We start from the raw sequence: 21,757 nt of genomic DNA, 5'->3' as shown, positions 1-21,757 counted from the left end.
GAATCGCAGCCTTTTTTATATTTCCATTATAGGAACTGGTTCGTATTTCATGGCATGGTCTACATAATACAGTAAATTATCGTGGGAAGACATGATTTTACTTTGGTCAAGGGAATAATGATAAGCGTGTAGGAATAGTTGTATTTTCTTTGAAAGCATATCATCCTTTGTACGCACCATTAAAACAAGCAAATCATCCCATTGGCCCCACAGTGTGAAATACAATGCTTTATCGTAATCAGGAATGTCCATTCATACCCCTCCTTAATTGTAAGGGTTATATTTATTGTCCCCGCATTTTATATATATTGTCTGAAACAAAAATGGTGTCGTTGCCATATTAAGGTTCTTTAAAAAAGCATAAAAGTTTTGGTGCCATCGTGAGAATAAGTAACAGAAACTGTTACATACTAACACCAAATGAAAAGGAGGTAGTAAAAAGATGAAATGGAAACTAATTAGTGCAGTTACAGTACTTACAGTAGCTCTTGCGGGTTGTGGAGATTCTAATGGAAACAAAGAAGATGCAACTGGTGATAACAATGTAGAACAAACAAGATTCAACAATACAGGTGAGGGAATGAGTGGGGACCGAAGCTATGAAATGGCGAGGGACTCAGAACGCGATCAGAATCGAAATGCTGGAGATGGCCAACAGGAATATGAGGTTTCAGAAGAAGCCGCTGATAAGATTAAAAGTGAAATAGATGAAATTGATCAAGTTTATGTATTAACGACAGAAAATAATGCGTACGTTGCTGCAGAGGTGAAAAACCAAAATGGTAACGGAAATGGAAACAATACGGATACTAACAACGATGGTAATAATGGCACTGGCGCAAATGACGACGACAATACAGGCGCAGAGAATACGGATACTTACGATAATGATACCAATGCAGGAAATGGAAATGGTAACGGTGAAGAAGTATCAGACGAAGTAAAAGATAAGATTTCTAAGATTGTAAAATCCGTGGACAAGGATATTGATAATGTTTACGTATCAACCAATCCAGACTTTAGAGATCTAACCAATGGTTATATTGATGATATGAACAATGGTGAGCCAATTGAAGGATTTTTTGACCAATTCGGTAATATGGTAGAACGTCTCTTCCCGCAAAATAACTAAAATAAAAAGAAGCAGCTTGTTGTGCCACACCCCAAAAGTTAGAGTAAGAAATCTAATTTTTGGGGTGTTTTTGTATGGTTAAATGGTGTACTGCTACGTTTTTTATAGGAACTTTTATTTGAACATTGCAATGATTACATTAATTTATAATGGAGAAAAGATGCTTTTTAAAAACGGTAACATATGATATTGTAATACATATAATTCTTACTATACCAAGTGTAATACTATGGATTAATTATTTTTAAAGGAGTGTAGGGGTTATGGGGCGGGAATTTCTTGACATTTTTACAGATTGGGCAGATACCTATGACGACAGTGTAGCAGGGGATGATCCTCAGTATGCTGCAGTATTTGCCAATTATGATGATATATTAACGGAGGTGGTTAGACACGCCTCTGGAACGGTAGTGGAATTTGGCGTGGGAACAGGAAACCTCGCTGCAAAACTTCTGGAAAAAGGAAGTGAAGTGGTAGGAGTTGAGCCTTCTAATGAAATGCGTAGTATTGCTGCAGCAAAATTACCTGAGCTGACTGTGCAGGAAGGAGATTTTCTTGATTATCCAAGTCTTCCTGCCGATGTGGAGACGATTGTAAGTACGTATGCTTTCCATCATTTAACAGATGAAGAGAAAGATCTTGCAATTAAACAGTTCTCCGGGCTATTGCCGACAGAAGGAAAGATCATATTTGGTGATACAATCTTCCAGTCGGTGGCGCATAAGCAAAAAGCGATCGATGATGCCAGAAAAAAGGGGTTCACAGATTTAGCTGAAGACCTAGAGAGAGAATATTATACAACAATTCCTGTAATTCAAACTATTTTCAATACACATAAGTTTGATGTAACATTTAAACAAATGAATGATTTCGTTTGGTTGATAAAGGCTGAGCGAATGAAGTAATGGAGGAGAGATCATTATGGCAGAAAAAATGAACGTGGAAAGCTTTAATCTGGATCACACGAAAGTAAAAGCACCTTATGTCCGTTTAGTAGGTGTGACAGAGGGAGCAAATGGAGATAAGGTATATAAGTATGATATTCGGTTTAAACAGCCGAATAAAGAACATATGGAGATGGCTGGACTTCATTCAATCGAGCACTTGATGGCAGAAAACATTCGTAACCATATGGACAGTGTTTTAGATATTGGTCCGATGGGATGTCAAACAGGTTTTTATTTATCTGTTATAAATCATGATAACTATGAAGAAATTTTAAATACATTGGAAAAAACGCTACATGATGTATTAGAGGCTAATGAAGTGCCTGCATGTAACGAGGTGCAATGTGGTTGGGCTGCCAACCACAGCCTAGAAGGAGCTAAGGAAATTGCCAAGGAAATGCTTGCACATCGAAATGAATGGCAGGAAGTATTTTAAGGTAGGGCTTAGCCCGACCACAAAAAGGAAGGCGAAGATACATGGCGGTGTATGCTTCTGTACAAGGATTAATTGGAAACACACCTTTATTAGAACTGAAACAATTTGATTTGCCGAAAGATGTAAAGCTCTATGCTAAATTGGAATTTATGAATCCTGGGGGTAGTGTAAAAGATCGCCTCGGAGTTTCTTTGATACAGGATGCACTTGAAAAAGGCGTTTTACAGCCTGGTGGTACTATTATTGAACCTACTGCTGGGAACACTGGCATTGGCTTAGCAATGGCTGCTATTACCTATAATCTGCACGCAATTTTCTGTGTTCCAGAACATTTTAGTAAAGAAAAGCAAACCATTATGAAAGCATTAGGGGCCCGTATTGTACAAACTCCACAGGAGGAAGGTATGGTAGGTGCAATTAAGAAAGCGGAGGAGCTCTGTAAGGAGATTCCCGGCAGTTTCTGTCCCCAACAATTTTCGAATCCAGCTAATCCTGCAACCTATTATCATACATTAGCACCAGAGATTTGGCGTGAACTTGAAGGGAAAGTCGATATTTTTGTCGCAGGTGCTGGTTCAGCAGGGACCTTTATGGGGAGCAGTCGCTTTTTTAAAGAAAAAAATCCAGCTGTCCATACGGCAATAGTGGAACCAGAGGGATCTATTATTGCGGGGGGCAAGGCAGGATCACATCGAACTGAGGGAATTGGGATGGAATTTTTCCCTAGTTACTTTGATCGTTCCTTCATTGATAAAGTATATACGGTAACTGATAAAGATGCCTTTGACATGGTGGGACAGCTGGCTCGTAAGGAAGGACTGCTTGTTGGCAGTTCTTCTGGCTCCGCCATGTTTGGTGCATTACAGGAAGCAAAGAAAGCGCGGCCTGGTACAACTATTGTGACGATCTTTCCAGATGGTAGTGATCGTTATATAAGTAAAAATATCTATGACAACGTGTGAGGAGAATAGAGATGCGACCAAAAACAAAAATGATACATGGTGGGATAACAGGTGATGAGAAAACGGGCGCTGTATCCGTGCCAATTTATCAGGTAAGTACCTATAAACAGGAAAGCGCAGGTAATCACAGTGGATTTGAATATTCTCGGACAGGAAATCCTACTCGACATGCGCTAGAGACTGTGATTGCAGATTTAGAGAACGGGACAGCTGGATTTGCTTTTGGCTCAGGGATGGCCGCAATCACATCTGTTATGATGCTATTTGATGCTGGAGATCATGTTCTTTCAACAGACGATGTGTATGGTGGGTCTTATCGTCTCATGACAAATGTGCTTAACAGATATCAGCTCCAACATACATTTGTAGATACAAGTAATGCTAAAGCAGTGGAAGAAGCCATAACAGAGAAAACAAAGGCATTATATGTTGAAACGCCGACTAATCCTCTCTTAAAAATTACGGATCTTAAACAAATGGCCGCAATTGCGAAAAAGCATAATTTGCTGCTCATCGTCGATAATACGTTTGCAACACCGTATTGGCAGCAGCCATTAGATCTGGGGGCAGATATCGTGCTTCACAGTGCAACAAAGTATATTGGGGGGCACAGTGATGTAGTAGCAGGGCTTGTGGCTGTTAACTCTAGGGAACTTGCTGAGAAAATTCACTTTATCCAAAACTCCGTAGGGGCTGTTTTAGGGCCACAGGACGCTTGGCTATTAATGCGAGGAATAAAAACCCTTGCTTTAAGAATGGAAGCAATTGAAGCAAATACAAAAAAACTAGTTGCGTTTTTAGAGCAACATCCTAAGGTCGAAAAGGTCTTCTATCCTGGCCTTGAAAACCATGAAGGACATAACGTAGCTGCAGATCAATCTACAGGGTACGGTGGTATGGTCTCGTTTGATGTAGGAAGTGAGGCAGCAGCAGATAAACTATTAAGCCGGGTTCAATATTTCACCTTGGCGGAAAGCCTTGGAGCTGTGGAAAGCCTAATTTCGATTCCAGCCAAGATGACGCATGCATCTATCCCGCGTGATAGACGAAATGAGTTGGGAATCACAGATGGCTTAATCCGCTTATCCGTCGGGATTGAAGATGCAGAGGACTTGCTAGAGGACTTAAAGCAAGCTTTAGGATAAATATAGAGGATGGCACGAAATTGTTTTAGTGAAAAGAAGATCCGAACTATGATTTTTTCATTCAATCTAGTTTGGATCTTTCTTTTGCTTGAAGAAGTAGGATACAGGGGAGAATATACACAACTCCGGCGGGATAATTAGAGATCCTATATCACGTCAAGTTTTTACTGATAAAATGAGTATGTCTCTGCATCTTTTTACTCATTTTTAAGAGAACTGGTGGGATCCAGCCCTCCTTAATCAGTGTAATGGAAGTTATTTAAGTAAATATGCTAAAATAAGTACCAACATGAAATTTTAGGAGGAGTAATACGATGAGCCAAGAGGTTTTGAAGTATTTACAGGATAATCAGCAACGTTTGCAAGATAAATTATTTGAATTTTTAGCTATCCCGAGTGTGAGTACAGATAGCGCACATAAACAGGACATTCACAAAGCAGCAGATTTCATTACTACATACTTACAGGAAATTGGATTTGAAAATATAGAAAAGCAGGAAACGGGTGGACACCCACTTGTTTATGCAGAATATAACGGCGCAGGCTCTGGAGCACCTACCGTACTGTTTTATGGTCACTACGACGTACAGCCTGCTGATCCACTTGAATTATGGGACAGTGATCCTTTTAAACCAGAGATTAGGAGTGAGCGAATTTTTGCCAGAGGGTCTAGTGATGACAAAGGGCAAGTATTTATGCATTTGGCTGTCTTTGAAGCTTACATGAAAACAGAAGGTAAATTGCCATTAAACGTAAAAGTGTGTATTGAGGGAGAAGAAGAGATCGGTAGTGAGAATTTATATAAAATCCTTCATGAGAAGAAGGAACAGTTCCAAGCTGACTTTGCCGTAATTTCAGACTCTGGGATGGTAGAAAAAAACCAGCCAACTATACTTTATGGATTAAAAGGGTTTACTGGTATCGAAATTACAGTGAATGGACCGGATCATGACCTACATTCAGGCATGTACGGGGGTGCTATCCGCAATCCATTGATGGCGCTAAGTCACATTCTTTCTTCCATGAAAAATGAAGAGGAAGTTGTTACGGTTGAAGGTTTCTACGATGGTGTTGAGCCTCTGTCTGATGAAGAAAGGGAATTGATTGACCAAGTTAAGGGAGAAGATTATGTACAAGCAACGGGTGTTCCAGAAACCGTTTCGGAAAAGGGTTATTCAGCCAAGGAACATACCATGGCACGGCCTACTTTTGAAGTAAATGGCATGTATGGGGGCTATCAAGGAGAAGGTACCAAAACGATTATCCCATCCTCTGCCACAGCAAAAATTACATGCAGGCTTGTACCTGGGCAAGATCCAGAGCGAGTACAGCAATTACTTGAGGAACACGTCAAAAACGTTGCTCCAGCAGGTGTAAAAGTTGAAGTGAAAAAGGAAAAGCTGTCTGCAAAAGCATATAAAGTGGATCCAGATCATGCTTTAATTAAAAAAGCGGCAGCCAGCTACACGAAAGCATTTGGCAAAGAGACCGTTTATGTTAGAATGGGTGGCTCTATACCTGTTGTAGAATGGATGGAAGCAATATATCAAATGCCAATTGTTTTGCTAGGTTTTGGGACACCTGATGATAGATTACATTCTCCAAATGAAAGCTTCCCATTAGATAGTTTTCATAAAGGAATGGAAACATTAGCGTACTATTGGAATGAAGTAAACGATAAATAATGAAACATTGGGGGTTATCTAATGAAGTATGCCATTGTAACAGGTGTATCGAAAGGATTAGGGTATTCTGTCGCAAAGCTATTACTTGAAAAGGAAATCCATGTCATTGGGATTTCTAGATCAGAAGCGAGCGGACTTAACCAACTTGCTGAGGAAAATAATGTCACCTTTCAACAATTCCAATGTGACTTAGGTGATGTAGAGGCAGTAGAAGAGACTTGCAGTAAAATAAAAAATCAGTGGAGTAATGGAATTAGCGCCCTTTATCTTGTTAACAATGCTGCTGTAATTGACCCTGTTGATCAGGCTATGAATACGAAAAGCAGTGAATTGGCATATCATGTACAAGTTAACACAATTGCGCCAATGGTGATGACGAATTTATTCTTGAAGGAAGCATCATCTAAAGAATTCTCCTTTATCGGCGCTACGGTTACCTCTGGAGCAGCAGAACGTCCAATTTCCGGCTGGAGTGCTTACTGCAGTACAAAGGCGAGTATAAATATGTACACCCAAACAGTTGCAATTGAGCAAGATGAGAGGAGAACAGGAAATAAGGTGTTTGCATTTAGTCCTGGGATTATGGATACAGGAATGCAAGAGAAAATTCGCGCTGCTTCACCAGAAGAATTTACCGATGTTGAAACATTTAAGTCCTACAAAGAAGATAAAGCATTAAAGGATACAGACACAGTAGGCGGAGTTTTAGTTGATATACTTACAAATGAAGCCAATCTAGAAAATGGAAAGATTTATAAGGTAAAAGATTTCTTATAATAAAATGCGCCCATTCTTTGCAAATTCCCTCCCAAAAAGCGTCTAGCAGCATAAAGTATATTAATCGGCAAAAGAGGAGGGAAAGCAATGAGTAAAGGTGAAGGCTACGGCAGCGGTTTTGCGCTGTTAGTTGTATTGTTTATTTTATTGATCATTATTGGAACTGCTTATACTGGTGGTGGCTATGGCGGCGGCTACGGCGGCGGTTTCTATTAATAAGTAAAAAATGCAGAGGAGATATACTCCTCTGCATTTTTTTTATCCCGGTGCAACCGTCCGTAAGACTCCCACTTCAAAACATTAGAAACAGTGGGAGTAAACGGACGTTAACACCCCGATTCGTTCAACTAACAATCAGTGGGGCAAGAATGAAAACCCCCACTGATTGAAGTTTCACTTTATATGGTTTGATGCTGTCCCTGCTTAATTTTATAATGGATGAGGCTATGAATCACGACGATCGCGATAACAACTAGTACAAATAAGATAGCTGCTGTCATATATATGCCGTTTACAAAATCTAAATTCCATATTAACAGTACCAAAATACCAAATATGCCTAACTGCACCACAATACCAATTAATCCAATTAACCGTGACTTAAACACTTCCTGCTCATCTGTCCAATTAAGTTTAGGCTGTAAGAAGTCAAGAAACGTTCCGAGTGCACTACTAAACCAGCTAGCCAATAATACGAGTGGCAGCCAAATAAGAAAAAGCGTCCACTCTATTTTTATAATAAAAATGAACAGTATAACGGCTAATCCGATAACGATTAAATTAATAAACCAGGCTGTGGCGATTTTACATAGCAAGATCTGTTTCGGGTTAAGTGGCAGGAATAAGTTTGCATGCCATGACTTCCCTTCCCTTGATATGCCGGAAATAGATGTAGCGTTTGAGCCGACAATAAGTAAAGACCCTAAAAATAGAATGAGGAGGCCGTGCTTCCCTGATAACCCATCCAAGAAGCCACCTATATTTCCACTAGATGAATCCATAAATAATATAATAATAAGAAATATTGGAGCAAATAAGCTCGTTATCACACATTGTGTTAGAAAAGTAGGTGTTCGAAATATAATTCGCATCTCTTTTTTGATATAAGAGAGCCAGATAGGAGTTACGGATGTTTTTCTAGAAAGTTTTGCACCCGAAAAAGTTGATTTATTAGCAGTGCCCATTCCAAGTACTCCCTTAATATAAAGCAGCTGTCCGACCCACATAAACATAAGCAACGCACAAGCATGAAGAACTACTCCTGCAATTAAGGATAAAAAGCCACTCCATAAGCTGGAAGCAGTCATTGCCATAGTTCCAAAATAGGCTGGTGGGTAGAAGGCAGTAATCCAGCGTAATAGCCCGTCTTGTTCCTGGATAAACATTGCAGCGTTTTGCATGATGGCATCTACATCCGTATTTAAACGAATCAAAACATTGATTAGAACGATAAATACCAATGAAGATATCCCAGCAATTACTTTGGAACGGTCTTTGTTTTTTGCGATATTAACAAAACGCATGATAAACATGAGAATTATACCGGCCAAAGTAAACGGGATGATTGGCAACAAAACAAAGGTGATAATTCCCGCAATATAATAGAGGATATGTGCAGCACTTACGGCACCATAAATAAAGAATACAGGCAGAAAGAATAGTGCGGCAGTTCCATATAAATAAATCATTGGTCCAGCTGACTTTGCCAGCAATAGCTGATAAGGTTGCACCGGAAAAGGTATAAAGGAATCAATATCTTCTGCAAAATAGAAAGCATTCAGTATCGTAATAAAACTTACAAGTAAAAGTACTATGTGTACTGCAAGAAGCAAGATGCCGACGATAAGAGACTCTTGTCCTAATGGTTCAAGTACATTATATAAAGCCGTAAGTGCACTTCTAACAATAGAAATATAAACAAAGGCCATCGGGAGTAGAAACAATAAGGCAACGATCCATAATATCGTTTGGGAATTCTTTTTGCCTACTCTGGAATACTGCATTTTCAACATAATTCTAATTAGCTTCCATGTTTTACTCATTGCTAGTCAGCTCCAGAAAAACCTGTTCTAAGCTTTGATCATCAGATTCATACGTTTCTTTCATGTCTTGTAAAGTGCCATAAAATAATAGTTCCCCATTGTTAATAATCGCGACCTCATCACATAGTTGTTCGACGACTTCCAACCCATGACTTGAGAAAAAGACTGTTTTCCCCTTGTTTGCATGTTCCCGCATCATTTCTTTTAATATGTAGGCAGATTTAGGATCAAGTCCGGTTAATGGCTCATCCAATATCCAAATTGAAGGATCGTGAAGCAGAACGCCAGTCACGATGATTTTTTGCCGCATGCCGTGTGAATAGGACTGAATGTAATCATCCAAAGAATTATAAATAGAGAATTGCTTTGTTATTCGTTCTATGCGTTCCTGTCTTACTTCTTTAGGGACTTGATAAATATCAGCAATAAAATTTAAATACTCTAATCCCTTTAACCTGAGGAACAGATCTGGCCTGTCAGGAACATAGCCAAAAATACGCTTCGCCTCCAGTGTTTTTTTCTCGATATCAAACCCGTCTAGTGAAATGGTTCCTTCATCGATAGGGAGTACTCCTGTCATCATTTTGATGGTTGTGGATTTACCTGCCCCATTCGGACCGAGAAAGCCAACTATTTTCCCGTCTGGTATGGAAAGGTTTAATTGGTTAATGACTTTTCTCTGACCAGAAAAATGCTTGCTTACTTCCTTTATTTCGATCATATTTTCCCCTCATTTCTATTTGCTTTTATGAATATTATATTGTATGGTACACTTTATGATGGCAGCTAATAAAATAACATTTATCGCGGTGCCGTCCGTAAGACTCCCACTTCAAAACAAGAGTGAAACCGTTAGTTTTTAGTGGGAGTAAACGGACGCTAACATCCCGATTGGTACAACTAACAATCAGTGGGAAAAGAACGAAAAACCTCCACTGATGGAAGTTTCACTTTATAGATAGTTTAACATATTTAATAAGGAAGTTTGTGGAAAGAAGAGAGGAAGATGCGAGTTGATTACAAGAAAAAGTGCGCGTGAAATTGAGAAAATGCGAGCAGCAGGAGATATCTTAGTGCAATGCCATAAAGAGATAGCGAAAATGATAAAGCCTGGAATCAGTACAATGGAAATTGATACGTTTGCTGAGAAGTTTATGCGTGATCATGGCGCAGTCCCTGAACAAAAAGGGTACAACGGCTACGCCTATGCTACTTGTGCATCTATTAATGATGAGATTTGTCACGGTTTTCCGCGTGATGAAAAACTTAAAGACGGTGATATTGTCACCATTGATATGGTAGTAAACCTTGATGGTGGTTTGGCTGATTCAGCATGGACGTACGCCGTTGGAAAAGTAGATGAAAAAGGTAAGCATCTTATGGATGTAACAAAAACTTCATTATATAAAGGAATCGAACAGGCGCAGTTGGGAAGTCGCATTGGGGATATCGGCCATGCAATTCAAACATATGCTGAAGCAGAAGGTTTCTCCGTTGTTCGAGATTTCACTGGACATGGAATTGGACCGACCTTACATGAAGAACCACATATCCCACACTTCGGCCTTCCGAATAAAGGATTACGTTTGAAAGAGGGTATGGTTATCACCATCGAACCTATGATTAATGAAGGAAGCTGGCACAGCCAAATGGATTCTAATAACTGGACAGCACGAACAGTTGATCAGGGCCGTTCAGCTCAATATGAACACACGATCGTTATTACGAAAGATGGACCTGTGCTACTGACAGATCAAGGGGAAGAAAGAAACGTATAATAACGATTGGTGGGATAACAATGCGTATTGTGTCCATTTGTCCGAGTAATACAGAAATTCTTGATTATCTAGGTAGAACCGATTTACTTGTTGGAGTTGATGATTTTTCTGACTGGCCACACGCAGTAAGCGAACTGCCTAAGGTCGGGCCTGATTTATCCATTGATATGGATAAAGTTGCTGCACTTGAGCCAGATCTTGTGCTTGCTTCTTTAAGTGTTCCTGGAATGGAAAAGAATGTGGGGGGACTGGAGGAATACCAGTTACCATATCTTATCCTTAATCCAAATTCATTACATGATATTGCAGAAGATATTGAAACTGTAGGTCATGCAATTGGCGAGTCTCAGCTTGGAATGGAGAAGAAAGCAGCTTTTCTCGATGAGATAGACCAGCTACGGCATAAAGGAGAAGCAGATGCTGACCGCCCCAAACTTTATTGGGAATGGTGGCCAAAGCCTGTGTTTACACCTGGTGCTGTTAATTGGCTAACAGAGATTAGTGAATTAGCAGGTGCCCAGAACATTTATGCTACCGAACAAGTGGCAAGCTTCCAGACGGAGTGGGAGGACGTAAAGGCAAGAAATCCAGATCATATTTGTATGGTATGGGTAGGAATTAAAGAAGAAAAAATGAGACCAGAACTAATTATGCAAAGACCTGGGTGGGACATGATGAGCGCAGTACAAAATAGAAACATCCACGTTTTGGAAGAATCGCTCTATTGTAGACCCTCCCCCCGATTACTGGAAGGCTTGAGAAAACTAGTTGAAGTTCTATAAAGTGGAACTTCAAAAATCAAACAAGGGCAAAAACGAGGTTATATTCCCATTTTTGCCCTTGTTTTTATTTCACTCTTTTACCTCCGAAAATCATGGTAATGATGGGGCTTGCTAAGCAGAAAAAGGCGAATGGTAAGTAACTTAATACTGGAACGCCAAGTACATCTGCGATAAAGACCCCACAAACACTCCAGGGTACTAGTGGGTTGATTACAGTTCCTGCATCCTCTAGAGTTCGAGACAATGCTTTACTTGGCAGTCCTACCTTTTCATAAAGGCTTTTATACGTTTCCCCAGTCAACATAACGGATAAATATTGCTCCCCAACAAATACATTAATACCAATTGCGGTGGCAGCGGTCGAAATAATAATCGACCTTACTCGTTGGAGCCTTTCCTGCAGCGCTAATAGTATACTTGGTATAATACCTGTCACAAACAACAAACCACCAAAGCCAAGAGCCAAAATAACGAGAGAAATGGTGAATAACATGCTGTTAATGCCACCCTTCGTCAATAGCTCATTTACCGGTTCAAAATTAGTGGAAGCAGTATAGCCACCGAACCAAATCCCCCAGATAGATCCCCATGGAATATGATGGACAAATCCTGCGATAAGAGTAGCGGTTATGCTACTAATCCCTAAGGAGAGAAACGCAGGTATTTTGAAAATAGTACAAAGTACAATGACAACAAGTGGTAACCATGATAGCCAATGAATTAAGCCAGTTCCTTGTAGCGCATTTTGATAATCTGTAGCACTTTGTAAGGAGATCGTTTCATTTGGTGAAAGAATGGCAAATAAAATAAAAGCAATAATAAACGCCGGGATTGTCGTTAAACTAATATGTTTAATGTGTTCAAATAAATCTACGCCTACAATTGTAGAGGCAAGATTCGTTGTATCAGATAGAGGTGACATTTTATCACCGAAGAATGCCCCGGAAACAATAGCTCCTGCTGTAATGGCTAAGGAGGTATCCATTGCGCTAGCCATCCCGATAAAAGCAACCCCAATTGTAGCAGTTGTTGTTAAAGAGCTACCTAAGGAAACCCCGACTAAGGCAGTGACAGCAAAAACTATGGCGTAGAACCAAGTTCCACCTATAAATTGAAATCCGGTATTAATAAGTACAGGTATTGTACCGCTTATAATCCAACTGCTTATTAGTACACCAATAAGCAAGAATAAAAAGACTGCACCCATACCAGTACGGGCTCCTTCTACCATTCCCTCCTGAATATCTGTAAAGCTAATTCTCTTCATTAGACCGTATGAGATAAGTAAGAATATCCCAAGCAGAATAGGAATATGTGGTGGGCTTTCCAATTTAATAATAAAGAAGCTAATAAGTGAAATAAGAACAAGGAAAAAAAGTATAGATTCTATTAATGCTGGTTGATGTTTTGGTTTTATTGGAAACATGGTATATCCTCCTTTGTTTTTGTAATGGTTATGATAATGTTACCGACATTCTGATAAAAAAAGTATGTTGTTCATTTCTAGATAAAATATTCAAAACGAAAAAAAGCCTCGCCCCTGTATAGGGACGAAGCTTTACTCCGCGTTACCACCCTGATTGCCAACACATGTGTGTTAGCCTCTCAACCTGACTATCCGCTCTATATGAATGTGTAATTCAATCTTTTTCTGCCAGGACTTACACCAAGCGCCCCGTCTCTTTTTGCTGCCTAAAAAAAGATTTACTTCGCATTCCAGATAAATTATTCTTTTTTCATTTGTAGATTACAATGACTATACATGCTGGAAATATCTTTTGTCAATAAAAAAATTAAATCCTTTCTCAAAAGAAAATTATCCGATATAATAATTAGAATTATTATTCATAAAGGAGGCAAGAGATGTGGCAACAGATGCAGCAAACAGTGTAACAGCGAGTACGAAAAAACAAATGATACATAAGGGGATAGCTGCAGGTTTCCCAATCATGCTTGGATATTTACCAATTGCTATTACATATGGCGTACTTGCTAAACAAGCAGGAATGAGCTTAACAGAATTAACACTAATGAGTGTGATGGTTTTCGCTGGAGCAAGTCAATTTATGGGAGTGAATATGATTGCAGTTGGAGCGGGTGCGTTAGAGATTATGATTGCTACATTTGTCTTAAACTTTCGCCATTTTGTCATGAGTTTATCGTTTATGAATCGAATGCGGGGTATCGGTCTGCGATGGAAACTCCCTTTATCTTTAGGGCTGACAGATGAAACATTTGCTGTATCTGCACTCCATCCTGACGAAGCTAAAGAGGAAAAGGGACCTTGGTTTTATTTAGCACTTATTTTAACAGCTTACTTTTCATGGATTGCCGGTTCCTTTCTTGGTGGGGTACTTGGAGAAGTTATCCCAGAACAGTTGAGCCAGAGCATGGGGATCGCCCTATATGCAATGTTTATTGGCCTGCTGGTTCCCTCGGTTAAAAAGGAATGGAAGTTGGGGTTCATTGCAATTATAGCCATGTTAATAAATGGCTTTTGTGTTGAACTTGGTATGAGCTCAGGCTGGGCAATCGTGCTAGGTACAATTATTGGCGGAATGAGTGGGATCTTTCTAATAAAGGAGGAAGAACGATGATACTTTTTATTTTACTTGGTATGGCGATCGTAACCATGATTCCCCGGATGATACCTGCATTTATCGTAGATAAGCTCCAGTTTCGAGACTGGGTAAATCGCTGGCTCAACGCTATTCCATATGCAGCTCTCGGGGCATTAATATTTCCAGGTATAATGACAATAAAACCCGATCAGCCACATATTGGACTGATCGGGGGACTGGTGGCTATTACGCTAGCCTATATTGGATTAAATGTCATTTTAGTTGTTTTTGGCGCAATTGCAACGGTCTTTTTGCTTACCTTTTAATTAGATCCTGCGTAATAACATATTAGACTTATTGAAATGGCTCAATGTGAATATGAGCATGCCTAATATTATGCTCATTATAAAGATGCTGTTCAATTCTAACTGTAATGTCATGGCTTTCTTTGACGTTTAAATGGGAATCAACGAGAATCGTTATATCGATGAATGGCTGATTTCCAAGTACTCTACCTTTAACATGTTTAACTGATTTAACATCCGGCTCCATTTCTACACTGGACCGGATTTTTTTAATTTGTTCCGTATCAAATCCATCTGTTAGGGAATGTGTTGCATCTTTAAAGATATCCCAGGCCGTTTTACAAATAATTAATCCAACTAGTAAACCTGCAAGCGGGTCAAGCCAAAATAAACCAAACTGGGCTCCAGTTATTCCTACAAAAGCACCGATACTGACTAAGGCATCTGAACGGTTATCCTGAGCAGCAGCATAAAGCGAACTACTATTTATTTTTTTTGCCAGTTTTACATTATAAAGATAGACAAGCAACATAATGAATGCTGCGCCTAAGGCTGTCCAAGCTGTCATCATATCTGGCTTTAGGGAATCGCCTTCTAATACATTCCTAATGGTACTGAAAATGACCTGTATCCCTACGAACATCATGACGAACGCGGCAAAAAGTGATGCAATCGTTTCTGCACGGAAATGGCCATAGTGATGATTCTCATCAGGGGGTTTCCGAGATATTTTTAATCCGATTAATACAGCAACTGATGCAACTACATCTGTTGAATTGTTAAGCCCGTCCGCACGAAGTGCATCTGAGCCCCCTGCAAAGCCAATTATGAGCTTAAGGGCTGCTAGAAAAATATAGGCAAAAATACTAAGCCATGCCCCTTTTTCTCCAAGCTTTAAGTTATCTGAATGGTTCATGAAATATCCTCCGTTAATGGTTCTTTAGCTAGTACATAGTTTAACAAGCCGCGTTATGGTGGGTCTAGAGAAACATTGAAGCACGAGGGTATATGTATTGCAAGCAGGGAAGTAAGTTTGCCAAAGCAAAAACAGAAAGGTCCTCTAACTACTGTTACCCAAACTAGAAAATTTATGTTTTTTGCAAATAATAGTTGAAATTATTCTAAAAATTTAGGATAATAGAAAAAAGGAACAAGGGGGCTATTCCATGAAAAAGGAAAAGCTAATCTATAAATATAAACGATACGAAGGAAACGTATCTTCAGCGAGAAAAGAGATACCATTTGAATTTAGGCTAACATCCCGAATGATCCTTGATGAAATTTGTTTTCAATACAACAAACAAATAATAGAAACATCGATTAACCAAGCAATTGCAGATGATAATAAAGAGAAGTTTATGGAGAGCAGTGAAGCGTTTAAACAGTTTATTTGGGAATAGAGGTTTTATTATTTCTCAATGATTGAACGTGGGAGACACCACTATTAAATATACTAGCCGGACGGACCTACCAAGTTAAGTGGATTCGTTCGGCTATTTATGTTTTTTGGTAAACCTAGGGTTGTTAGTAACAATAAAATTTGACTTCAGACAATTGGGTCACTATATTGATTTTCTAGCTGTCGATCCAATGGCAACCCTGTGTCATAGGAAATATTAGCAATCCTCCTCGATAATTCCGTCGAAGTGCGTTCTTCTTGCTTCCAAAAATGTAGCACCTCTGAGAGAACTTCTACTCCTTCTTCAAAACCTTCGTTATACAAGGTAACAAAACTTTTGTTGCTTGCTTCCTTTGTAGCAGGATGATACCATGTTGTGTTTTGAAGGTTTAAATAGTCAATATTATCCCGTATTGGTCGATGTGAATAGGAAGATATTAGAGAATGAAATAATTTATTTTTCCAGCCATAAGGGTCAGAGAGCAATTTTAGAGCAAAGCGCATATCCTTATAGGAAGTTTCAATATATCCTGGTTTCTGATCGGAAACCTCTGGGTAATGCTTTTTTATTAAAGTGTCTAGAAGTTCGCTAATTTCCTTTTTAAAATTTCCAACATCGATCTCTTTATAAACAGGCATTTTCCACGTCTTCTGATTCAAATACTTTTCCATCATTGCAGTATCAATTCGTATCTCCAGCTTTTGATGTTTGCTCCCTTCATAACCTGCTCGGTAATGGATATACGGATGGGTATTTCGATCAAGAATATGATGTGTTACAAAGCCAAATACATAGGCACGCATTTCTTCACTGCCTCGTTTAGCTGCTTTAATAAGATCCATTAGAAAAGCCCCACAATTCTTCGTATGTAATGCCATACCTACTTCATGGACAGGCTCCTCTTTAACCCAAGGCCAGATGTTATAATAGAAAAAAGGGTCAGGGCCCTGTGCACCCAACTTCATATATTTCTTATGTGTTAGAAAAGTTTGCGGCTCCTCGATGGCATCTACAACTTGTTCGCAAAATAGAATATGTGTCCAACTGTTTGGCATACAAAAAACTCCCTTTTTACCGATTTAGCTTAGATAATTCCATTAAACCAGCCTTTTTTATCGAACGTCTTTATAATCAGTATAAAAGAAAACGAGCGAAAAAGGGAAACTGTTTTACTATATTTTCACGGCTCCCCTTTTTGTTAACGCTTTTTTTCTTCTGAAAATTTGGTACAATGGAGGAAAGATGAATTGATGCATACATAGGGGAGGAAGAATAAACATGGAATACCGTATAGAAAAAGATACTATTGGCGAAATAAATGTACCAGCTGATAAGTTCTGGGGTGCTCAAACACAACGAAGTAAGCAAAACTTTCCTATTGGAAATGAAAAAATGCCAACTGAAATTATTAAAGCGTTTGCTATATTAAAAATGAGTGCAGCTAAGGCCAACCATGACCTTGGTTTAATGGAAAAGGAAAAATCTGAGGCAATTGCTTATGCAGCACAAGAAGTAGTAGACGGCAATCTTAATGATCATTTTCCACTTGTAGTTTGGCAGACAGGAAGTGGAACGCAATCAAATATGAACGTCAATGAAGTTATCGCCTTCGTGGGGAACAAATGGTTAAAAGAAAAAAATAGTGACCTTGTTTTGCATCCTAATGATGATGTAAATAAATCACAAAGCTCGAATGATACATATCCTACAGCCATGCATATTGCATCTGTCCTAAAAATGGAGGATTCTGTGTTACCAGCTGTAAAACAGCTCAAATCGACACTGAAGGAAAAAATGGAACGATTCCATGATATCGTCAAAATTGGCCGCACACATCTTCAGGATGCAACACCATTAACACTTGGTCAGGAAATTAGTGGATGGCATCGCATGCTTGAGAAATCGGAACGAATGATTGAAGAAAGTACAACCTATCTAAAGGAACTCGCTATAGGTGGGACTGCTGTCGGGACTGGACTGAATGCCCATCCTGAATTTTCTCAGCGTGTTTGTGAAAAAATTATTCAATTTACTGGGAAAGAATTTATTTCAGCGCCAAATAAGTTTCATGCGCTAACAAGTCATGATGAAACCGTATATGCACACGGTGCCCTAAAAGCGCTTGCGGCTGATATCATGAAGATCGCTAATGATGTACGCTGGCTTGCAAGTGGACCGCGCTGTGGAATTGGTGAGATTACAATTCCTGCAAACGAACCAGGAAGCTCCATTATGCCTGGTAAAGTAAATCCTACGCAAAGCGAAGCTGTAACAATGGTTGCTGCACAAGTAATGGGGAATGATGCTACAATAGGCTTTGCGGCAAGTCAAGGGAACTTTGAGTTAAATGTATTTAAGCCAGTTATTGCCTATAATTTTCTACAATCCTGCCAGCTTCTAGCAGACAGTATTCTTTCTTTTGATGAGAGATGTGCTAGTGGAATGGAAGCAAATGAAGAGGAAATAGCAAAATATCTAAATGATTCCCTAATGCTTGTTACGGCACTAAATCCGCATATTGGGTATGAAAATGCTGCTAAAATTGCTAAAAAAGCTTTTGCAGATAATGCCACGTTAAAGGAAACGGCAATTGCTTCCGGATTGCTGACTGAAGAAGAATTTGATAAGTATGTAAACCCAGCCGATATGACTGGACCAAGATAGCTAAATAGAAACGAAAACCCTAATGCCTCGGCATTAGGGTTTTTTAAATAGCATTCATAACGTAAGTGGAAACTACCCTACAATTTACCAATTAAAAAAAGTAATAAGTTAGGCAAATCTGCTCACACTATAATTACAGGAGGTGATAAACAATGGCTAACAACAATTCAAACCAATTGCTTGTACCTGGTGTACAACAAGCACTAGATCAAATGAAAACTGAGATTGCTCAAGAATTTGGCGTTAACTTAGGTGCAGATACAACTTCACGTGCTAACGGTTCAGTTGGTGGAGAAATCACCAAGCGTCTTGTACAAACTGCTCAACAACAAATGAATGGACAACAATTTTAATATGAATGGTATGAGGGAAAAGCGTTGCTTTTCCCTCTTTAATTTGTACTAAAAACAGAGAGCAGACCTGCTGCTCCCTGTCCTACGTATTATAATTTAATTCTTGCTTCACTATCGGCATCAAAGAAATGAGCACTGTTCATATCAAATGCCAATTCCAACTCTTGACCGCCTTGTATGTCTGTTCTGGAGTCAACTCGGGCAACGAAATCCTGATCAGCTACTTTAGAGTATAAGTAGGATTCTGCACCCATAAGTTCGGCTACATCGATAGTCGCGTTAATTTTGCTTCCAGGAGTTGATGAGATGAAAATAGGTTCATCATGAATATCTTCAGGACGCACACCAAGGATAATATCCTTGCCAATGTATTTTTGATCACGTAAACCTTTCAACTTTCCTTCAGGTATTTTTATTTTTACATCACCCATTTGAAACTCAGTCTCAGTTAGTTTACCTGAGAAGAAGTTCATAGAAGGTGAGCCAATAAAGCCACCAACGAAAACATTTTCCGGATTGTCATATACATCTTTTGGAGCCCCAACTTGCTGGATAATACCATCTTTCATTACAACAAGTCTTGTCGCCATCGTCATTGCTTCTGTTTGGTCATGCGTTACATATATTGTAGTTGTTTGCAGACGCTGATGCAATTTCTGAATTTCAGCACGCATTTGTACACGTAATTTAGCATCAAGGTTTGATAAAGGCTCATCCATAAGAAAGACTTTAGCATCACGCACGATTGCACGACCAAGTGCAACACGTTGGCGCTGACCACCTGATAGAGCTTTTGGTTTACGATCGAGATATGCTTCTAAGCCTAGAATTTTTGCTGCGTTTTTAACACGCTTTTCGATTTCATCTTTTTTAAATTTACGAAGTTTCAAGCCGAAAGCCATGTTGTCATATACGTTCATATGTGGGTAAAGTGCATAGTTCTGGAATACCATTGCAATATCCCTGTCTTTTGGAGCCACATCATTCATTTTCTTTTCATCTATAAATAGAGAACCATCTGTTATTTCTTCAAGCCCAGCGATCATACGAAGGGTTGTAGACTTACCGCAACCTGATGGTCCAACAAAGACTATAAATTCCTTGTCTTTTATATGTAGATTAAAATCCTCTACTGCTACCACTTTTTTATCGTATGACTTTTGAATGTGTTCTAGTTTTAATTCAGCCATTCTCTTCCCCTCCATTTTTGAAAACGCTTTATTATCTTTATTATAGAAAAAGTCTGTCCGAATGAAAATGGCAAACATGCACAAAGATCTACTTATCCTTTGTGCATGTTTGCTAGTAATGCTATATAAACAGCCATTGCCTCTCGAAAATCACGAATATCAATGCCGGTTTTTTCTATAAATTTATCCAAACGATACTGCAGGCTGTTGCGGTGCATATATAGCGTTTTAGCAGCAACAGAGACATTTAGATTACATTGAATAAAGGTTTCAACTGTTTGAAGAATGTCTTTATCATCTGAAAATTCTTGTAGGATTGCATTCGAGAGCTCTTTACGAAAGCTTTCGTTTGTTTGATCAACCAATAAAAATGGGATGGATTCAGAGAAGGATAACACAGACTTGTCTGAGTATGTAAAAGCTGTACGTGCACTTGAAAGTATCGAGCTATAATGTTCTCCCGTATTGGTTAATTGTTGTGAAAAAGGTCCAGCAAAAAAGTGAATATTGACATACAAATCGCTCATGAGGACATCAATAATCTGTTCATATGAAATGCTTTCATCATCATTTTCAGCTTTCTCTTCAATTATAATTCCTTCCTGCTCATTCTCCCAAAGTATTGGAACAGGAGAAGAGAAAAATTCATAGAGCGATTCCTTAAATGATTGAGGATCCATTTGATCTTCTCTAATAGAGAAATAAACAAAGCGAAAAGGACTTACAGTGACATTGCCAGATGCGTCATCTGTTTCAATTATATTTCTCCATTTTTTTTCGGCCTCTGTAAGCGCAGGAAAACTTGCTTGGTATGGGGTGAGAAATGCCGACAGAAGAGTGAGGTCTCTACCTGACAGCTCCTCCTTCAGTATGCCAATTACTTGATCTTGTTCGAACCGAAACCACCTGTAGTTCTCTTCGTTAGCTTTCTTTTTGTTTAAATTTTGGTGAAAAATAATGGATGGAAAAATGTTTTGTAGTTGCTCTAACATATGAAAACCTCTTTCTCATGACCTTGTTATAATTATAACAATGATAACATGATTAAAAAATAAATTATTGGATTTTTGCCTCATCTTTCTATCGCTATACATGAAACTAATCGTTTGTTATAGTAGGTAGAGTAAGAAAATCGGAGGAGGATTTAATTTGCCTAACATTTATGACAGTGCGTATGACTTAGAAAAAGCGATACGTGAAAGTGAAGAATTTAAGAGCTTAAAACTTGCATATGATGCAGTAATGAATGATGCAACTGCAAAGCAAATGTTCGATAATTTCCGTGATACTCAAATGGCTTTACAAGAGAAACAAATGCAAGGTCAGGAAATTACAGAGGAAGAAGTTGAGAAAGCGCGTCAGGTTGTTGAACTTGTCCAACAGCATGAAGACATCTCTAAATTAATGGAAGAAGAACAACGACTAAACACGGTAATTAATGATGTAAGCCGTATTATTACGAAGCCATTAGAAGAATTATATGGCGCTCCTGAAGATACGCAACAATAATTTTATATTGGTATCAAGCCCACAATTTTGTGGGCTTTTTTTACGTTAGGAAAGCTTTTATCCAGGAAAGTAGTAGGAATAAGAAAAAA

Annotated in this window: 24 protein-coding genes; 16 read left to right on the top strand and 8 right to left on the bottom strand. The window is 38.9% G+C overall.

Features of this window, described 5'->3' with window-relative positions; all coding sequences use genetic code 11:
• Nucleotides 1-15: 15 nt before the first annotated feature.
• Nucleotides 16-252, bottom strand: a complete 237-nt coding sequence (locus BN988_RS06000) for a YhdB family protein (protein WP_036574147.1) — start codon at nucleotides 250-252, stop codon at nucleotides 16-18.
• A 190-nt stretch (nucleotides 253-442) separates the two neighbouring features.
• Between BN988_RS06000 and BN988_RS05995 the strand changes: the two genes are divergently transcribed.
• The 8 genes from BN988_RS05995 to BN988_RS18590 all read left to right on the top strand — a co-directional run bounded on the left by BN988_RS05995 (nucleotide 443) and on the right by BN988_RS18590 (nucleotide 7,300).
• Nucleotides 443-1,132 carry a YhcN/YlaJ family sporulation lipoprotein gene (locus BN988_RS05995; RefSeq protein WP_036574146.1) on the top strand — a complete coding sequence of 230 codons (690 nt, stop codon included), beginning with the start codon at nucleotides 443-445 and terminating at the stop codon, nucleotides 1,130-1,132.
• A 263-nt stretch (nucleotides 1,133-1,395) separates the two neighbouring features.
• Nucleotides 1,396-2,037 carry a class I SAM-dependent DNA methyltransferase gene (locus BN988_RS05990; RefSeq protein ID WP_036574145.1) on the top strand — a complete coding sequence of 214 codons (642 nt, stop codon included), beginning with the start codon at nucleotides 1,396-1,398 and terminating at the stop codon, nucleotides 2,035-2,037.
• A gap of 16 nt (nucleotides 2,038-2,053) precedes the next feature.
• A complete protein-coding gene (locus tag BN988_RS05985) occupies nucleotides 2,054-2,515 on the top strand; it encodes an S-ribosylhomocysteine lyase (protein WP_036574142.1) in 462 nt (153 codons plus the stop codon).
• Nucleotides 2,516-2,556: 41 nt separating this feature from the next.
• Nucleotides 2,557-3,477: a PLP-dependent cysteine synthase family protein gene (locus tag BN988_RS05980; protein ID WP_036574140.1), complete on the top strand. Its 921-nt coding sequence runs from the start codon at nucleotides 2,557-2,559 to the stop codon at nucleotides 3,475-3,477.
• 11 nt (nucleotides 3,478-3,488) lie between these two features.
• Nucleotides 3,489-4,622 (top strand): bifunctional cystathionine gamma-lyase/homocysteine desulfhydrase, encoded by a 1,134-nt coding sequence (locus BN988_RS05975; RefSeq protein ID WP_036574136.1) that lies wholly within the window; start codon nucleotides 3,489-3,491, stop codon nucleotides 4,620-4,622.
• Nucleotides 4,623-4,936: 314 nt separating this feature from the next.
• The gene (locus tag BN988_RS05970; RefSeq protein WP_036574135.1) at nucleotides 4,937-6,307 is read left to right on the top strand and encodes a dipeptidase; all 1,371 of its coding nucleotides are present in this window, start codon (nucleotides 4,937-4,939) and stop codon (nucleotides 6,305-6,307) included.
• A gap of 21 nt (nucleotides 6,308-6,328) precedes the next feature.
• Nucleotides 6,329-7,084 (top strand): (S)-benzoin forming benzil reductase, encoded by a 756-nt coding sequence (locus tag BN988_RS05965; protein ID WP_036574132.1) that lies wholly within the window; start codon nucleotides 6,329-6,331, stop codon nucleotides 7,082-7,084.
• 87 nt (nucleotides 7,085-7,171) lie between these two features.
• Nucleotides 7,172-7,300, top strand: a complete 129-nt coding sequence (locus BN988_RS18590; protein ID WP_081779363.1) for a YjcZ family sporulation protein — start codon at nucleotides 7,172-7,174, stop codon at nucleotides 7,298-7,300.
• 182 nt (nucleotides 7,301-7,482) lie between these two features.
• Here BN988_RS18590 and BN988_RS05960 read toward each other — a convergent pair whose 3' ends face one another.
• Complete coding sequence (locus BN988_RS05960; RefSeq protein WP_036574130.1) at nucleotides 7,483-9,126, bottom strand: putative ABC transporter permease subunit; 1,644 nt, start codon at nucleotides 9,124-9,126, stop codon at nucleotides 7,483-7,485.
• Nucleotides 9,119-9,847, bottom strand: coding sequence for an ABC transporter ATP-binding protein (locus tag BN988_RS05955; RefSeq protein ID WP_036574128.1), 729 nt, complete (start codon nucleotides 9,845-9,847; stop codon nucleotides 9,119-9,121). The genes BN988_RS05960 and BN988_RS05955 overlap by 8 nt, the downstream gene beginning before the upstream one ends.
• Nucleotides 9,848-10,139: 292 nt before the next feature.
• Between BN988_RS05955 and map the strand changes: the two genes are divergently transcribed.
• A complete protein-coding gene (gene map / locus BN988_RS05950) occupies nucleotides 10,140-10,904 on the top strand; it encodes a type I methionyl aminopeptidase (RefSeq protein ID WP_036574126.1) in 765 nt (254 codons plus the stop codon).
• 20 nt (nucleotides 10,905-10,924) lie between these two features.
• Nucleotides 10,925-11,686 (top strand): cobalamin-binding protein, encoded by a 762-nt coding sequence (locus BN988_RS05945; protein ID WP_036574122.1) that lies wholly within the window; start codon nucleotides 10,925-10,927, stop codon nucleotides 11,684-11,686.
• Between the two features lie 64 nt (nucleotides 11,687-11,750).
• Here BN988_RS05945 and nhaC read toward each other — a convergent pair whose 3' ends face one another.
• Entirely contained in the window at nucleotides 11,751-13,112 is a 1,362-nt protein-coding gene (nhaC, locus tag BN988_RS05940) for a Na+/H+ antiporter NhaC (RefSeq protein WP_036574119.1), read from the bottom strand.
• A 487-nt stretch (nucleotides 13,113-13,599) separates the two neighbouring features.
• Here nhaC and BN988_RS05935 point away from each other — a divergent pair, with 487 nt between their 5' ends.
• Both BN988_RS05935 and BN988_RS05930 read left to right on the top strand, forming a co-directional pair.
• Complete coding sequence (locus BN988_RS05935) at nucleotides 13,600-14,283, top strand: AzlC family ABC transporter permease (RefSeq protein WP_051557852.1); 684 nt, start codon at nucleotides 13,600-13,602, stop codon at nucleotides 14,281-14,283.
• Nucleotides 14,280-14,573, top strand: coding sequence for an AzlD domain-containing protein (locus BN988_RS05930; RefSeq protein WP_036574115.1), 294 nt, complete (start codon nucleotides 14,280-14,282; stop codon nucleotides 14,571-14,573). Before BN988_RS05935 ends, BN988_RS05930 begins: the two co-directional genes overlap by 4 nt.
• A 28-nt stretch (nucleotides 14,574-14,601) precedes the next feature.
• On the opposite strand, the gene BN988_RS05925 is transcribed toward BN988_RS05930, so the two are convergent.
• Complete coding sequence (locus BN988_RS05925; RefSeq protein ID WP_036574114.1) at nucleotides 14,602-15,468, bottom strand: cation diffusion facilitator family transporter; 867 nt, start codon at nucleotides 15,466-15,468, stop codon at nucleotides 14,602-14,604.
• Between the two features lie 250 nt (nucleotides 15,469-15,718).
• Here BN988_RS05925 and BN988_RS05920 point away from each other — a divergent pair, with 250 nt between their 5' ends.
• Nucleotides 15,719-15,952, top strand: coding sequence for a hypothetical protein (locus BN988_RS05920; RefSeq protein ID WP_036574112.1), 234 nt, complete (start codon nucleotides 15,719-15,721; stop codon nucleotides 15,950-15,952).
• Nucleotides 15,953-16,098: 146 nt separating this feature from the next.
• Here BN988_RS05920 and BN988_RS05915 read toward each other — a convergent pair whose 3' ends face one another.
• A complete protein-coding gene (locus BN988_RS05915) occupies nucleotides 16,099-17,007 on the bottom strand; it encodes a zinc dependent phospholipase C family protein (RefSeq protein ID WP_036574110.1) in 909 nt (302 codons plus the stop codon).
• Nucleotides 17,008-17,230: 223 nt separating this feature from the next.
• Between BN988_RS05915 and fumC the strand changes: the two genes are divergently transcribed.
• Nucleotides 17,231-18,616 carry a class II fumarate hydratase gene (gene fumC / locus BN988_RS05910; RefSeq protein WP_036574108.1) on the top strand — a complete coding sequence of 462 codons (1,386 nt, stop codon included), beginning with the start codon at nucleotides 17,231-17,233 and terminating at the stop codon, nucleotides 18,614-18,616.
• Nucleotides 18,617-18,768: 152 nt separating this feature from the next.
• The gene (locus tag BN988_RS05905; protein ID WP_036574106.1) at nucleotides 18,769-18,969 is read left to right on the top strand and encodes an alpha/beta-type small acid-soluble spore protein; all 201 of its coding nucleotides are present in this window, start codon (nucleotides 18,769-18,771) and stop codon (nucleotides 18,967-18,969) included.
• A gap of 89 nt (nucleotides 18,970-19,058) precedes the next feature.
• On the opposite strand, the gene BN988_RS05900 is transcribed toward BN988_RS05905, so the two are convergent.
• Together BN988_RS05900 and BN988_RS05895 are read right to left on the bottom strand one after the other, a co-directional pair.
• Nucleotides 19,059-20,159, bottom strand: coding sequence for an ABC transporter ATP-binding protein (locus BN988_RS05900; RefSeq protein ID WP_036574104.1), 1,101 nt, complete (start codon nucleotides 20,157-20,159; stop codon nucleotides 19,059-19,061).
• A gap of 92 nt (nucleotides 20,160-20,251) precedes the next feature.
• On the bottom strand, nucleotides 20,252-21,151 hold the full coding sequence (locus BN988_RS05895) for a PucR family transcriptional regulator (protein WP_036574102.1): 900 nt from the start codon (nucleotides 21,149-21,151) through the stop codon (nucleotides 20,252-20,254).
• A 157-nt stretch (nucleotides 21,152-21,308) separates the two neighbouring features.
• Here BN988_RS05895 and BN988_RS05890 point away from each other — a divergent pair, with 157 nt between their 5' ends.
• Nucleotides 21,309-21,668: a YlbF family regulator gene (locus BN988_RS05890; RefSeq protein ID WP_036574100.1), complete on the top strand. Its 360-nt coding sequence runs from the start codon at nucleotides 21,309-21,311 to the stop codon at nucleotides 21,666-21,668.
• Nucleotides 21,669-21,757 lie beyond the last annotated feature (89 nt).

The sequence above is a fragment of the Oceanobacillus picturae genome, from assembly GCF_000612865.1.
GTDB lineage: Bacteria > Bacillota > Bacilli > Bacillales > Amphibacillaceae > Oceanobacillus_B > Oceanobacillus_B jordanicus.
Note: the sequence above shows the minus strand (reverse complement) of the source record. Positions and strands in the feature narration are given on the sequence as shown.

Coding starts and splice junctions, on each gene's coding strand:
- BN988_RS06000 (WP_036574147.1), bottom strand. CDS start 252: ATGGACATTCCTGATTACGATAAAGCATTGTATTTCACACTGTGGGGC.
- BN988_RS05995 (WP_036574146.1), top strand. CDS start 443: ATGAAATGGAAACTAATTAGTGCAGTTACAGTACTTACAGTAGCTCTT.
- BN988_RS05990 (WP_036574145.1), top strand. CDS start 1,396: ATGGGGCGGGAATTTCTTGACATTTTTACAGATTGGGCAGATACCTAT.
- BN988_RS05985 (WP_036574142.1), top strand. CDS start 2,054: ATGGCAGAAAAAATGAACGTGGAAAGCTTTAATCTGGATCACACGAAA.
- BN988_RS05980 (WP_036574140.1), top strand. CDS start 2,557: ATGGCGGTGTATGCTTCTGTACAAGGATTAATTGGAAACACACCTTTA.
- BN988_RS05975 (WP_036574136.1), top strand. CDS start 3,489: ATGCGACCAAAAACAAAAATGATACATGGTGGGATAACAGGTGATGAG.
- BN988_RS05970 (WP_036574135.1), top strand. CDS start 4,937: ATGAGCCAAGAGGTTTTGAAGTATTTACAGGATAATCAGCAACGTTTG.
- BN988_RS05965 (WP_036574132.1), top strand. CDS start 6,329: ATGAAGTATGCCATTGTAACAGGTGTATCGAAAGGATTAGGGTATTCT.
- BN988_RS18590 (WP_081779363.1), top strand. CDS start 7,172: ATGAGTAAAGGTGAAGGCTACGGCAGCGGTTTTGCGCTGTTAGTTGTA.
- BN988_RS05960 (WP_036574130.1), bottom strand. CDS start 9,126: ATGAGTAAAACATGGAAGCTAATTAGAATTATGTTGAAAATGCAGTAT.
- BN988_RS05955 (WP_036574128.1), bottom strand. CDS start 9,847: ATGATCGAAATAAAGGAAGTAAGCAAGCATTTTTCTGGTCAGAGAAAA.
- BN988_RS05945 (WP_036574122.1), top strand. CDS start 10,925: ATGCGTATTGTGTCCATTTGTCCGAGTAATACAGAAATTCTTGATTAT.
- nhaC (WP_036574119.1), bottom strand. CDS start 13,112: ATGTTTCCAATAAAACCAAAACATCAACCAGCATTAATAGAATCTATA.
- BN988_RS05935 (WP_051557852.1), top strand. CDS start 13,600: ATGATACATAAGGGGATAGCTGCAGGTTTCCCAATCATGCTTGGATAT.
- BN988_RS05930 (WP_036574115.1), top strand. CDS start 14,280: ATGATACTTTTTATTTTACTTGGTATGGCGATCGTAACCATGATTCCC.
- BN988_RS05925 (WP_036574114.1), bottom strand. CDS start 15,468: ATGAACCATTCAGATAACTTAAAGCTTGGAGAAAAAGGGGCATGGCTT.
- BN988_RS05920 (WP_036574112.1), top strand. CDS start 15,719: ATGAAAAAGGAAAAGCTAATCTATAAATATAAACGATACGAAGGAAAC.
- BN988_RS05915 (WP_036574110.1), bottom strand. CDS start 17,007: ATGCCAAACAGTTGGACACATATTCTATTTTGCGAACAAGTTGTAGAT.
- fumC (WP_036574108.1), top strand. CDS start 17,231: ATGGAATACCGTATAGAAAAAGATACTATTGGCGAAATAAATGTACCA.
- BN988_RS05905 (WP_036574106.1), top strand. CDS start 18,769: ATGGCTAACAACAATTCAAACCAATTGCTTGTACCTGGTGTACAACAA.
- BN988_RS05900 (WP_036574104.1), bottom strand. CDS start 20,159: ATGGCTGAATTAAAACTAGAACACATTCAAAAGTCATACGATAAAAAA.
- BN988_RS05895 (WP_036574102.1), bottom strand. CDS start 21,151: ATGTTAGAGCAACTACAAAACATTTTTCCATCCATTATTTTTCACCAA.